The sequence below is a fragment of the Bradyrhizobium sp. P3_C3 genome (genome assembly GCF_056402655.1).
In genome coordinates this window covers 21,701-34,212 of record NZ_JBFUGY010000011.1, presented here as the reverse complement: position 1 = coordinate 34,212, position 12,512 = coordinate 21,701, and the positions used below count along the sequence as shown (strand labels likewise).

The following is a 12,512-nucleotide window of genomic DNA, read 5'->3' as shown; positions in this document are numbered from 1 at the left end:
GCTGTCGCGGCAGTTCCAGAGAGCTAAGGCTTTTAACCGCAGCGTCGAGGGACCGCGTGGCCTGAGGTTGCGGGGGGAAAGCCGCCACTTTATGATGATTGATCAATTTGGTGACGCGCTTTTGCGGAATCTGCATTAAGACGCGCTCCCGTTCCCCTCCTGCCAAACAAGTTGGACCAAATGCTTCGAGGAATGCGCAAGGCCTCATCAAACTGGCTCGGCAAGACCATTATGGCCGTGGTGATGGGCGTGTTGATCATCAGTTTCGGCGTTTGGGGCATCGCCGACATCTTCAAGGGCTTCGGGCAGTCCACGGTGGCCAAGGTCGGCAGCACCGAGATTTCGTTGAACGAGTTCCGGCAGACCTATACTGACCGCTTGCAACAGATCAGCCGCCAGTTCGGCCGGCCGCTGACGCCTGACCAGGCGCGTGCCTTCGGCCTCGACCGCCAGGTGCTCCAGCAGACGATCGCGGAAGCCGCCCTCGACGAAGAAGCCCGCCGGCTTGGGCTCGGCCAGTCCGACGAGCAGATCCGCCAGGTCATCATGAACGACCCCAACTTCAAGGGCGTCGGCGGCAGCTTCGATCCGAACCGCTTCCAGGCCGTGATCCGCAATTTCGGCTATACCGAGCAGCGCTACGTCTCCGAGCAGCGCAAGGTGTCGCTGCGCCGGCAGATCACCGGCACGATCGGCGCCGGCCTCGAACCGCCGAAGGCCATGATCGACGTGCTGACGCGCTTCCAGAACGAGCAGCGTGCGATCGAATTCGTCAGGCTCGACGCCGCGCAGGCCGGCACCATCGACGCTCCCTCGCCCGAAGCCCTCGCCGCCTATTTCGAGGACCATAAGGTCCAGTTCCGCGCGCCCGAATATCGCAAGATTTCCTTCGTCGTGGTCTCGCCGGAAGAGATCGGCAAATGGAGCGAGGTCTCCGACGAGGACGCCAAGAAAGTGTTCGACCAGCGCAAGGACCGGCTCGGCACGCCGGAGAAGCGCCAGATCCATCAGATCGTATTCCCCAACGTCGCCGAGGCGCAGGCCGCACGCGAGCGTCTCGCCGGCGGAATGTCGTTCGAGGACCTCGGCAAGGAGCGCGGGCTGAGCAGCTCCGATGTCGACCTCGGGCTCGTGACCAAATCGTCGCTCGACCCCGCGGTCGGCGATGCCGCCTTCGCCCTTCCCGCAGGCGAGATCAGCCAGCCGATCCAAGGCCGTCTCGGCACGTCCATCGTCAAGGTCGACAAGATCGAGCCGGGCAGTGAAGCGAACTACGCCAGCCTTGTCGGCGACATCAAGCGCGAGATCGCCACCGAGCGCGCCCGCGTCAAGGTCAACGATCTCCGCGACAAGATGGAAGACGAGCGCGGCGGCGGCGCCAGCGTGATCGACGCGGCGCAGAAGCTCGGCCTCACGGCCGTGACCATCGACGCCGTCGACCGCTCCGGCCGTGCCCCGAGCGGCCAGCCCGTCACCAGCATCCCGCAGGGCCTCGACGTGGTGTCGCAGGCCTTCAACACCGATGTCGGCGTCGACAACGACGCGATCTCGTTCAAGGGCGGCTATGTCTGGTACGACGTGCTCGCCATCACGCCCTCACGCGACCGCAATCTCGACGAGGTGCGCGACCAGGTCGAGGCGCGCTGGCGCCAGGACCAGATCGCCGCCAAGCTGAAGACCAAGGCGACCGAGATGGTGCAGAAGCTCGAACAGGGCGGCAAGCTCGCTGACGAGGCCGCCGCGATCAACGCCAAGGTCGAGACCGCCTCCGGCTTCAAGCGCGACGACTCGCCCGCCGGCGTGCCCGCCAACGTTGTTGCAGCCGCCTTCCGCACCGCCAAGGACGGGGTCGGACAGACCGCCGTGAGCGGCGGCGGCGAGGTGATCGTCTTCCGCGTCACCGACATCGTCGAACCCGCGGTCGACGCCGCGTCCGACGCGGTGAAGAAGCTGAAGGACAGCCTCGACCGCGCGTTGACCGACGAGCAGGTCGCCTCCTACGTCAACAAGCTTGAAACCGACATCGGGACCACCATTAATCAGGCCGCCTTCGCGCAGGTGACCGGCGCGAACCAGTGAGTTGAAAGCACGCGATGGACGACCTGAAATCGATCATTGGAAAAGTGGCGACCGGCGCCAGCCTGTCGCGTGACGAAGCAGCTTCCGCCTTCGACGCCATGATGTCCGGCGAGGCCACGCCCTCGCAGATGGGTGGCCTGTTGATGGCGCTGCGGGTGCGCGGCGAGACCGTGGACGAAATCACCGGCGCGGTCTCGGCGATGCGCTCCAAGATGCTCACGGTCGACGCGCCCGCGGACGCCGTCGACATCGTCGGCACCGGTGGTGACGGCTCCGGCTCGGTCAACGTCTCGACCTGCGCGTCCTTCATCGTCTCGGGCACCGGCCTGCCGGTGGCCAAGCACGGCAACCGTGCGCTGTCGTCGCGCTCGGGCGCCGCCGACGTGCTGGCGTCGCTCGGCGTGAAGATCGACCTCAGGCCCGAGCAGGTCGGCCGCTGTGTGCGCGAATGCGGCATCGGCTTCATGTTCGCCCCTGCCCACCATCCGGCGATGAAGAACGTCGGCCCGACCCGGGTCGAGCTTGCGACACGCACGATCTTCAATCTGCTCGGCCCCCTGTCGAACCCGGCCGGCGTCAAGCGGCAGATGGTCGGCGTGTTCTCGCGGCAATGGGTGCAGCCGCTGGCACAGGTGCTGAAAAACCTCGGCTCGGAATCCGCCTGGGTGGTGCATGGCTCCGACGGTCTCGACGAGATCACCCTCACCGGCCCGACCTTCGTCTCCGCGCTCCATAATGGCGAGATCCGGAATTTCGAGGTGACGCCGGAGGACGCCGGCCTGCCGCGCTGCGATCCCGGTGCGCTCAGGGGCGGTGACGCCGACGCCAATGCGATCGCCTTGCAGAGCGTGCTCGACGGCAAGCCGAGCCCCTATCGCGACGTCGCGCTGATCAACGCCGCCGCTGCGCTGGTCGTGGCCGGGCGCGCCAAGGACCTCAAGGAGGGCGTTGCGATCGGTGCGAAGTCGCTCGACAGCGGCGCGGCGAGCGCGCGGCTGAAGCATCTGATCGCGGTCTCGAACGGCTGAACCTGACATGTCTGACATCCTGACCAAGATCGAAGCCTACAAGCGCGACGAGATCGCAGCCGCCAAGCGCGCGCAGCCGCTCTCGGAAGTCGAGGCCAAAGCCGAGGCACAAGGAGCCCCACGCGGCTTCGTGCGTGCGATCAAGGCCAAGCACGCCAATGGCGACCACGCGCTGATTGCCGAGGTCAAAAAAGCCTCGCCGTCGAAGGGGCTGATCCGCGCCGATTTCGATCCGCCGCTGCTCGCCAAGGCCTATGAGGCCGGCGGTGCGGCCTGTCTGTCGGTCCTGACCGACACGCCCTCGTTCCAGGGCCATCTCGATTTCATGGTGGCGGCGCGCGCGGCAACGTCGCTCCCGGTGCTGCGCAAAGATTTCATGTTCGACACCTATCAGGTGATTGAGGCGCGCGCGCATGGCGCCGACTGCATCCTGATCATCATGGCCGCGCTCGACGACGCCACCGCCAAGGACCTCGAGGACGCCGCCTTCGCCTACGGCATGGACGTGCTGATCGAAATCCATGATCGCGCCGAGCTCGACCGTGCGCTGAAGCTGCGTTCGCCGATGATCGGCGTCAACAACCGCAATTTGCGCACCTTTGAGACCACGCTCGCGACCAGCGAGACGCTGGCGCCGCTGATCCCAGCGGAACGGCTGATGGTCGGCGAGAGCGGCATCTTCACGCCCGCCGATCTCGCCCGGCTCGAGCGCGTCGGCATGTCGACCTTCCTGGTCGGCGAGAGCCTGATGCGCCAGGCCGACGTGACCGCCGCCACGCGCACGCTGCTCGCGCGTGAAACTGCGCGCGTGGCGGGTACGCGCTGACATGGCGCGCAAGCCCGCCAAGGCCAGGCAATCCAAAGCGAAAGCCGGCCCTGCTCTCACCCATATCGGCGCCTCCGGCGAGGCGCGGATGGTGGACGTGTCGGACAAGCCCGCGACCGAGCGGCTCGCGGTCGCCGAAGGCCACGTCGTCATGACCAAGGCGACGCTTGATCTCATCGTCTCGGGCAACGCCAAGAAGGGCGACGTGCTCGGCACCGCGCGCATCGCCGGCATCATGGCCGCCAAACGCACCTCGGAGCTGATCCCGCTCTGTCATCCCCTCGCGCTGTCGAAGGTCACGGTCGACATCGAGCCCGACGCGAAACTGCCAGGCTGCCTCGTCCGCGCCAGCGTGAAGGTGACGGGCCCGACCGGCGTCGAGATGGAGGCGCTCACGGCGGTGTCGGTCGCCTGCCTCACCATCTACGACATGATCAAGGCGGTCGAACGCGGCGTGCGCATCGAGGGCATCCATCTGGTCGAGAAGCTCGGCGGCAAGTCGGGCCACTACCGCGCCTGAACGCCGCGTGATCTATTTCACCTCGCGCTGCCGCTCGCGATAGGCGCGCGTCTTCATCCGGTTGCCGCACAGCGTCGACATGCACCACCGCCGCGTCGATGGTTTCGAGCGGTCGAAGAACACCCGGCGGCATTCCTCCGACGCGCACATCTTCAGCCGGTCCAGCGTTCCCACAAGCGTCGCGTCATGAAGCTCGATCGCGATGGCCGAGAGGCCTGCGAGCGCATCCTCGCGCGCTGCCGACAGCATCGCGCCACGGCCTGCGCGCGCCTCCACCCGCAACGGAAACGGCGCGAGCGCCTCATTGAGCGTGCCGAGAACGCTCCTGTTCCGGGGCCGCTCGGCGGGCTCACATTGCAGATAGGCGCGCAAGGCGCCGCGCAGTCTTAGCGCGGTCTCAAACATCGCGGGCGTGACACGCCCGCCTTCGGCGCCAAGGCCGCGTTCCCGCATCCAGTCCGCAAGTTCCTTCGGCCCGCCAAGCTCATCGCTCTCCGGGTGCTCCACGCCGAAATGCATGAAGTGGCGAACATCGAGCGTGTTGGCGAAATCGTAGACGTTCGCCAGCGTGTCGGGAACCTGGAATTTGCGAGACTCTTTCGACATCGGGACACCAAAGATTGGAACACCAGTAAAACAGATTTACTGGTTGACAGCAAGCGACACCTGTATCCTAATTATACTAGTGTCGAATCCTTCGGGATCGAGCGCCCATTGCGATCACCAGAACGGAGACCCCGAACCGATGGCCGACGCCCTGCACTATCTCGAACTCACCGCGCTCGCAGCACGCCTCAAGGCGCGCGACATCTCCGCGCTGGACGTGACGCGCGCGCAACTCGACCGTATCGACGCCATGGACCGGGATCTCGGCAGCTACGTTCACGTGATGGCAGAAACGGCCATCGCCGAGGCAAAAGCCGCGGACGCCGAAATCGCACAAGGCCGGTATCGGGGGCCGCTGCATGGCGTGCCGATTGCGCTCAAGGACCTGTTCTGGACCAAGGGCATTCCGACGGCGGCCGGCACCATGCTTCATCGCGACTTTCGTCCCCACGAAGACGCAACCGTCGTGCGCCGGCTCAAGGACGCAGGCGCCGTGATACTCGGCAAGCTGCAACTCACCGAGGGCGCCTATTCCGATCACCATCCATTGGTGATGCCGCCGAAGAATCCGTGGAATGCGAGTTACTGGCCGGGCATTTCGTCCAGTGGCTCGGCGGTCGCAACCGCTGCCGGGCTTTGCTTCGGCTCGCTCGGCTCCGACACCGGCGGTTCGATCCGCTGGCCCTGCGCCGCCAACGGGCTGACCGGATTGAAGCCGAGCTGGGGTCGCGTCAGCCGACACGGCGCCTTCGAGCTGGCCGCGACGCTCGACCATGTCGGACCGATCGGCCGCAGCGCGGCCGATGCGGGCGCGCTGCTCGGCGTCATTGCCGGACACGACCCCAACGACCCCACCTCGGTGTTCAATCCGGTGCCCGACTATCTGGCCGCGGCCGCACAGAACGTGCGAAGCTTGCGGATCGGCGTCGATGCCGCCTGGAACAGCGACGACGTGGACGTTAAGACACAACACGTGCTGGCGGTCGCGCACGAGGCGACCTATCCTGCCCGCAAGAACGAGTATGGCCCGATGCTCGCCTCGCTGATCGAGGCCGGTCGCTCTCCGCTCTCGATTATCAGAAGATCCTGCTGCGGCGGCTGGCGCTGCGCGGCCGCGTCACCGCGCTGTTCGAGACCATCGACCTGCTGCTGATCCCGGTACACCCGTTCCCGCCGGTGACGCTCGCCATGATCCAGACGCTCGGCGAGCAGCCGGATCTGATCGCGAAGCTGCAGCGCTACACCTGCCCGTTCGACATGACCGGTCATCCCACGATCACGCTACCGGGTGGTGCATCGGCAGACGGATTGCCGATCGCGTTCCAGCTCGTCGCCGCTCATCTCGACGAGGCCATGCTCGTGCGCGCCGGCGCGGCGTTCCAGCGTGCCACGTCCTGGCATCGTCGCCATCCTTCCCTCAGCTCGCGGAGGCAGCATTGACCGTTCAATCCACGCTCGCTCAGCGAAGCATTTTCCATGGCTGGTTCGTCGTCGCAGCGGCATTTGCCGTCATGTTCGTCGGCTTCGGCTCCGCCTACACGTTCAGCGCATTTCTGGAGCCGCTCCAGCGCGATTTCGGCGCCTCGCGCGGTTCGATCTCGCTCGTGTTTTCGATTGCGGGCTTTCTGTACTTCGCGCTCGGACTCGTCAGCGGTCCCCTCGCCGACCGGCTCGGCTCGCGTCCGCTGGCCATCGCCGGCATGATCCTGATCGCGGTCGGACTTGCGGCGGCGAGCGCGGCACGTTCCCTTGTCGAGGTCTATCTCGCCTACGGGCTGGGCGTCGGCCTCGGCCTCGGCTGCGCCTATGTTCCCGCGATCGGCGCGGTGCAACGCTGGTTCGTCAAACGCCGCGGCTTTGCCTCCGGGCTCGCGGTGAGCGGCATCGGGCTCGGTACGCTGGCGATGCCGCCGCTCGCCTCATTGTTGATCGCATCGGTGGGCTGGCGCGGCGCCTATCTGGTGCTGGGCGCGATCGCGCTGGTGCTGGGCGGCGGAGCGTCGCTGCTGATCGAGAACGATCCGAAGCACCGCGGCCTCGGACCCGACGGCGATCCGCCTCGCGAGGCCGCGGGCGCAAGCAATGCCGGCGGCGCTTCGGTGCGCGAGGCCGTCCGGTCGACGCGGTTCGTCGCCCTCTACGTATCGTGTCTGGTCTGCTCGTTCGGCGCCTTCGTCCCATTCGTCCATCTCGTGCCTTACGCGCGCGACCACGGGGTCGCGGCGTCTTCTGCGGTGCTGCTGCTCGGCGTGATCGGGGCCGGCAGCACCGCAGGCCGCTTCTTTCTCGGCGCGCTCGCCGACCGGATGGGCCGCGACCGCTCGCTCATCATGGTCCTGGTCGGAATGGCGTTGGCGATGGCGATCTGGGCCATCGCCGCCGATGTCTGGACCCTCGCCGCTTTTGCCTTCGTCTACGGCGTGTTCTACGGCGGCTGGGTCGCGGTGCTGCCCGCTGTGGTCATGGACTATTTTGGCGGACGCAATGTCAGCGGAATCATCGGTATTCTCTACACCAGCGTGGCGTTCGGCACGCTGGTTGGCCCGAGTGCGGCCGGCTTCGCCTACGACGTCAACCACAGCTATACCTTGCCGATCCTGATCAGCGCCGCGGCGAACGTCGTCGCGGCGCTGATCGTGGCGGCGATATTGGCGCGCAGCGGAGCCCACGCGATCAGCGCAGCGAAGAGCTGATCGACCCGAATTTGGCGTTAAGCTTGGAGCCCATGCCGTTCACGACGGAAATGATGGCCAGCGCGATGCCGGCGGCAATCAGGCCGTATTCGATCGCGGTCGCACCACGCTCGTCGGCGAGGAAGTTCTTCAAGGTGTTTGTCATCGTCGTGTCCTCTCTGTGTCGCTGGCAGGCATGTTCGCAAATCACGTGCCAATGCCGACTCGAGGATCGCCAACATCTTAGATGGTTAAGCCTTGGTTGACCGTGGCACGACCGGCAGGAATTGACCGGCATCGCGAGAGAGTCCGGCAATTCCTGCACGTCTTGCGTCGCGCGCATCGATTGCTTTTGTACGCGGCCGTTCATGTCGCATTAACCGCGCTTCCTAACTTCGCCTCCATATCGTTTTCGTAAACCAACGGATGTTCTCGGGATCAAGAAGCGATCCTGACGTGTGCGCGGCAACGATCGACATGATGACGAAATACGGCAGTCGCCTCTTTGACCAGGTCTTCGTGCGCAGCGGACCGATCCGCTGGCTGGTGGTGGGCGGCACGCTGCTGATCGCGGCCATCGCCATTGGCTCGGTCCTGATGGCGCAGAATTTCCGAGAGCGTGCGCTGCGCAACAGCGGGCGCGAGCTGGAAAACACCGTGCTGCTGCTCGCTCATCATTTCGATCAGCAGTTGCAGGATTTCGCGGTCATCCAGAAGGATTTCGTCGACCACGTCCGCGCAACCGGCATCGCAAGCGCCGAGGACTATCGCAAACGCCTCTCCGGCCAGGACGTCCACCGGATGCTGCGCTCCAAGATCGAGGCGCTGCCCTACATGGGCGGCGTCAACATCATCGATGCCGAAGGCAATCTCATCAACTCGTCGACGGCGTGGCCGGCCCCCAAAGTGAACGTCGCCGATCGCGCCTATTTTCGCACTTTCAAATACGATCCTTACTCGCCGAACGTGCTGATCGAGCCGGTGCACAGCCGCGTCTCCGGCGCCTGGACCATCCTGATCGTGCGCAAGATCGTGGGACCGAACGGCGAGTTCATGGGCGTGGTCGGACGCGGCATCGAACCGGCCAATTTCGAGAAGTTCTTCGCCTCCGTCGTGCTCGGCGAAGGCGCCTCGATCTCGATGCTGCATCGCGACGGCACGCTGCTCGCTCGCTATCCCCATTCCAGCGAGCAGATGGGCAGGAATTTCAAGACCGGCCCGTTCGAGCAGCAGAGGATCTTCGGGCTCGATCACTTCGCCGGCCGCATCATGAGCCCCGTCGACGGAGAAGACCGTCTGATCTCCTCGCGCGCCCTGCCCCACTTCCCGATCCTGATGATGGCCACCACGACGCGCGCGGCGGCGCTGACGGACTGGCGCGAGCAGATCGGCATCCTGATCTCGGTTGCGGGCGCCTCCGCGCTCGCCATCGCGGGCGTGCTGATCGCGATCGTGCGCAAGCTGCTGGAGCAGCACCGCGCCTCTCGCGAGCGGCTGACGCTGGAGAAGCAGCGCCTCGACCGCGCCGTCAACAACATGACGCAGGGCCTGCTGCTGTTCGATGCCGAGCGGCGGCTGGTGATCTGCAACCAGCGCTACATCGAGATGTACGGCCTGTCAGCCGAGGTGGTGAAGCCCGGCTCCAGCTTCCACGACATCATCGCCCACCGCAAGGCGACCGGCTCGTTCACTGGCGACATCGGCGACTATGTCGTCCGTGTGCTGCGCGACATCCATGTGCGCAACTCCATGGTGGTCGACACCTCCGACGGGCGCTCGATCCACATCCTTAACGAGCCGCTCGCTGACGGCGGCTGGGTGGCGACCCACGAAGACGTCACCGAGCGCCGGCGGACCGAGGAGCGCATCACCCACCTCGCCCATTACGACGCGCTGACCGACCTGCCCAACCGCACCATGTTCCACGAGCACCTACGCGCGGAGCTCGCCGCCATCGCCGGTGGCGAAGAGATCGCGGTGCATTACATCGACATCGACGAGTTCAAGGGCGTCAACGACGCACTCGGCCATCTCGTCGGCGACGAGCTGTTGAAATCGATCGCGACGAGCCTCAGCCGCTGCGCGGGTCCACAGGACTTCGTGGCGCGGCTAGGCGGCGACGAATTCGCCATCGTACAGAGCGCGGTGACGTCGCTGGAGCAGGTCAACGAGCTCGTCGCGCGGGTCTTCCAGGCCATCCGCGCGCCGTTCGACTGCATGGGCCATCATCTCACCACGGACGCCAGTATCGGCATCGCGCTGGCGCCACGACACGGCACCGCGCTGGACCAGATCCTGAAGAACGCGGACATGGCGATGTATGCCGCCAAGGCCGCCGGACGCCGCACCTATCGCTTCTTCGAGCCGGAGATGGATGCCAAGGTCCGCGAACGGCGGCAGCTCGAGATCGATCTGCGCCATGCCATCGCCCAAGGTGGGCTCGAAGGCGGGCTCGAGGTCTACTACCAGCCCTGCCTCGCCCTGAAGGACGACCGCATCACCGGCTGCGAGGCGCTGGTGCGCTGGCGCCATCCCGAACGCGGCATGGTCTCGCCCGCCGAGTTCATCCCGATCGCCGAAGACACCGGCCTGATCAACGAGATCGGCGAATGGGTGCTGGCCACGGCCTGCCGCGATGCCGCCAACTGGCCCGACGATATCCGCCTCGCCGTCAACGTCTCGCCGGTGCAGTTCAAGAGCGGCACGCTGGCGCTGAAGATCATGGCGGCCCTTGCCGCCTCCGATTTGCCGGCGAGCCGGCTCGAGCTCGAGATCACCGAGGCGGTGCTGATCCGCGACGACGACACCGCGCTTGCGATCCTGCATCAGCTCCGCGCCATCGGCGTGCGGATCGCGCTCGACGATTTCGGCACCGGCTACTCCTCGCTGAGCTATCTGCACCGCTTCCCGTTCGACAAGATCAAGATCGACCGCTGCTTCGTCAGCGACATCGCCGGTCCCGACGGCTCCGCCAGCATCGTGCAGGCCGTCGTCAACCTGGCTGCCGCCCGCCGCATGACCACCACGGCCGAGGGCGTCGAGACCGAGGAGCAGCAGCGCCTGCTCCGTGCGCTCGGCTGCTCAGAGATGCAGGGCTACCTGTTCAGTGCCGCAAAACCGGCCGACAAGGTGCTGGAGCTGTTCGCGCTGCACCGCAGCCGCCTCGCCCAGCGCGGCGGCGAAGGAAGCCGGCGCCGCGAGGCCAGCTAGGGCGGTCTTCCCAACAATTGGAAGCGTCACCGCACGAATTCGCCCGGGAGCGGTCATCCGCTCCCGGGCGATATCTGGACGTCGTAAGGCTTAGTTCGGTACCGCCGCCTTCGGCGCAGGCTTGGCGGCGACCGCATTCGCGGTCACGCCGTGCAGGAAGTCGTAGGCCGCATGCAGGGCCTTGTCGTCCTTCTCTTCCGGCGGGACGTAGGACTGCGATCCGGTCTGCTCGGTGCCGTCGGCGGCCTGCAGATGGCCGCGCATCTGGGACTCCGCCATGGTGTCCATCCGGCCCTTCAGCTCTGGCGGCACATCCTGGAGGATCTCGATGTCGGGCGCGATGCCCTGGGCCTGGATCGAGCGGCCCGACGGCGTGTAGTAGCGCGCCGTGGTCAGCGCCAGCGCGCCATTGCCGGCGCCGAGCGGAATGATGGTCTGCACCGAGCCCTTGCCGAACGAGCGCGTACCGATGATCGTGGCACGCTTGTGGTCATGCAGCGCGCCGGCGACGATCTCCGAGGCCGAAGCCGAGCCGCCATTGACCAGAATCACCAGCGGCTTGCCCTTGGTGAGGTCGCCGCCATGGGCGGTGAAGCGCTGGGTCTCTTCGGGATTGCGGCCGCGGGTCGAGACGACCTCGCCGCGCTGAAGGAAGGCGCTCGACACCGAGACGGCCTGGTCGAGCAAGCCGCCCGGATTGTTGCGCAGGTCCATCACGTAGCCGACCAGCTTCTCCGGCGGGACCTCCTTGGAGATCGACGCGATCGCCTTCTTCAGGCCGTCGGTGGTCTGCTCGTTGAACGAGGTGACGCGGATATAGCCGATGTCGCCGTTCTCGACGTGGAAGCGCACCGGACGCACATGGATGATCTCGCGCTTGATCGCGACGTCGAGCGGAGCGTCGGCGCCCTTGCGCACGATGGTGAGCTTGGTCTGGGTATCGACCGGCCCCTTCATCTTGTTGACGGCCTGCTCGAGCGTCATGCCCTGCACGGCATCGCCGTCGATCTTGCTGATGAGGTCGCCGGACATGATCCCGGCCTTGGACGCCGGCGTGTCGTCGATCGGCGAGACGACCTTGACCAGGCCGTCCTCCATCGTGACCTCGATGCCGAGCCCGCCGAACTCGCCGGAGGTGGTCTCCTGCATCTCGGTCCAGGCCTTGTCGTTCATGTAGCGTGAATGTGGGTCGAGCGAGGTCACCATGCCGGTGATCGCACCCTCAATCAGCTTGGAATTGTCGGGCTTCTCGACATAGCTCGCCTTCACCCGCTCGAACACTTCGCCGAACAGATTGAGCCGGGAATAGGCATCATCCGCGCTCGCTGCCGCCCGTGCCGCCCATACTCCACCGTGCGGGCTGGCGACCAGAAGGGTTAGACACGCTCCCGTGAGTGCGCCCAGGGGGAACAGCAGGTTTTTCCGCATGGATAGACTGGCCTTCTTGCTTGGAGCTTTGCTTTGGGCTTGTGAGGCGCCATGCAAATGGCGATCCAGCCCGCTGTTCACAATACCATTCTGGTTTCTTCAAGGCCGGGACGCCACGCTGGCGGGTACATCGTAAAAATCCC

The 12,512-nt window shown here is 65.8% G+C and carries 11 protein-coding genes; 8 read left to right on the top strand and 3 right to left on the bottom strand.

Going from position 1 to position 12,512, the window contains the following annotated elements:
• The first annotated feature begins 180 nt into the window (after window positions 1–180).
• From AC1DW2_RS14495 to moaC, 4 genes are read left to right on the top strand one after another with little or no spacing between them, the layout of a single operon-like run.
• Window positions 181–2,079: a SurA N-terminal domain-containing protein gene (locus AC1DW2_RS14495; protein WP_477006391.1), complete on the top strand. Its 1,899-nt coding sequence runs from the start codon at window positions 181–183 to the stop codon at window positions 2,077–2,079.
• A 14-nt stretch (window positions 2,080–2,093) separates the two neighbouring features.
• Window positions 2,094–3,107, top strand: coding sequence for an anthranilate phosphoribosyltransferase (gene trpD, locus AC1DW2_RS14490; RefSeq protein ID WP_166341966.1), 1,014 nt, complete (start codon window positions 2,094–2,096; stop codon window positions 3,105–3,107).
• A gap of 7 nt (window positions 3,108–3,114) precedes the next feature.
• Entirely contained in the window at window positions 3,115–3,933 is an 819-nt protein-coding gene (gene trpC / locus AC1DW2_RS14485) for an indole-3-glycerol phosphate synthase TrpC (protein WP_477006390.1), read from the top strand.
• A gap of 1 nt (window position 3,934) precedes the next feature.
• Complete coding sequence (gene moaC, locus AC1DW2_RS14480; RefSeq protein ID WP_477006389.1) at window positions 3,935–4,453, top strand: cyclic pyranopterin monophosphate synthase MoaC; 519 nt, start codon at window positions 3,935–3,937, stop codon at window positions 4,451–4,453.
• A gap of 12 nt (window positions 4,454–4,465) precedes the next feature.
• On the opposite strand, the gene AC1DW2_RS14475 is transcribed toward moaC, so the two are convergent.
• Entirely contained in the window at window positions 4,466–5,059 is a 594-nt protein-coding gene (locus AC1DW2_RS14475) for a CGNR zinc finger domain-containing protein (RefSeq protein WP_477006388.1), read from the bottom strand.
• Window positions 5,060–5,198: 139 nt separating this feature from the next.
• Here AC1DW2_RS14475 and AC1DW2_RS14470 point away from each other — a divergent pair, with 139 nt between their 5' ends.
• The 3 genes from AC1DW2_RS14470 to AC1DW2_RS14460 are packed head-to-tail and all read left to right on the top strand — an operon-like array spanning window position 5,199 to window position 7,752.
• Window positions 5,199–6,212 (top strand): amidase, encoded by a 1,014-nt coding sequence (locus AC1DW2_RS14470; RefSeq protein WP_477006387.1) that lies wholly within the window; start codon window positions 5,199–5,201, stop codon window positions 6,210–6,212.
• Window positions 6,143–6,499, top strand: a complete 357-nt coding sequence (locus AC1DW2_RS14465) for an amidase family protein (protein WP_477006474.1) — start codon at window positions 6,143–6,145, stop codon at window positions 6,497–6,499. The genes AC1DW2_RS14470 and AC1DW2_RS14465 overlap by 70 nt, the downstream gene beginning before the upstream one ends.
• The gene (locus AC1DW2_RS14460) at window positions 6,496–7,752 is read left to right on the top strand and encodes an MFS transporter (RefSeq protein WP_477006386.1); all 1,257 of its coding nucleotides are present in this window, start codon (window positions 6,496–6,498) and stop codon (window positions 7,750–7,752) included. Before AC1DW2_RS14465 ends, AC1DW2_RS14460 begins: the two co-directional genes overlap by 4 nt.
• On the opposite strand, the gene AC1DW2_RS14455 is transcribed toward AC1DW2_RS14460, so the two are convergent.
• On the bottom strand, window positions 7,733–7,897 hold the full coding sequence (locus AC1DW2_RS14455) for a Flp family type IVb pilin (protein WP_028149628.1): 165 nt from the start codon (window positions 7,895–7,897) through the stop codon (window positions 7,733–7,735). The genes AC1DW2_RS14460 and AC1DW2_RS14455 overlap by 20 nt on opposite strands.
• 311 nt (window positions 7,898–8,208) lie before the next feature.
• Between AC1DW2_RS14455 and AC1DW2_RS14450 the strand changes: the two genes are divergently transcribed.
• Window positions 8,209–10,941: a bifunctional diguanylate cyclase/phosphodiesterase gene (locus AC1DW2_RS14450; protein ID WP_477006473.1), complete on the top strand. Its 2,733-nt coding sequence runs from the start codon at window positions 8,209–8,211 to the stop codon at window positions 10,939–10,941.
• A 90-nt stretch (window positions 10,942–11,031) separates the two neighbouring features.
• Here AC1DW2_RS14450 and AC1DW2_RS14445 read toward each other — a convergent pair whose 3' ends face one another.
• Window positions 11,032–12,369 (bottom strand): S41 family peptidase, encoded by a 1,338-nt coding sequence (locus AC1DW2_RS14445; RefSeq protein WP_028149630.1) that lies wholly within the window; start codon window positions 12,367–12,369, stop codon window positions 11,032–11,034.
• Window positions 12,370–12,512 lie beyond the last annotated feature (143 nt).

Bases quoted from the DNA above. Each gene is read 5' to 3' on its own strand.
- moaC (WP_477006389.1), top strand. From the start codon at position 3,935: ATGGCGCGCAAGCCCGCCAAGGCCAGGCAATCCAAAGCGAAAGCCGGC.
- AC1DW2_RS14475 (WP_477006388.1), bottom strand. From the start codon at position 5,059: ATGTCGAAAGAGTCTCGCAAATTCCAGGTTCCCGACACGCTGGCGAAC.
- AC1DW2_RS14470 (WP_477006387.1), top strand. From the start codon at position 5,199: ATGGCCGACGCCCTGCACTATCTCGAACTCACCGCGCTCGCAGCACGC.
- AC1DW2_RS14495 (WP_477006391.1), top strand. From the start codon at position 181: ATGCTTCGAGGAATGCGCAAGGCCTCATCAAACTGGCTCGGCAAGACC.
- AC1DW2_RS14445 (WP_028149630.1), bottom strand. From the start codon at position 12,369: ATGCGGAAAAACCTGCTGTTCCCCCTGGGCGCACTCACGGGAGCGTGT.
- trpD (WP_166341966.1), top strand. From the start codon at position 2,094: ATGGACGACCTGAAATCGATCATTGGAAAAGTGGCGACCGGCGCCAGC.
- AC1DW2_RS14455 (WP_028149628.1), bottom strand. From the start codon at position 7,897: ATGACAAACACCTTGAAGAACTTCCTCGCCGACGAGCGTGGTGCGACC.
- trpC (WP_477006390.1), top strand. From the start codon at position 3,115: ATGTCTGACATCCTGACCAAGATCGAAGCCTACAAGCGCGACGAGATC.
- AC1DW2_RS14450 (WP_477006473.1), top strand. From the start codon at position 8,209: ATGATGACGAAATACGGCAGTCGCCTCTTTGACCAGGTCTTCGTGCGC.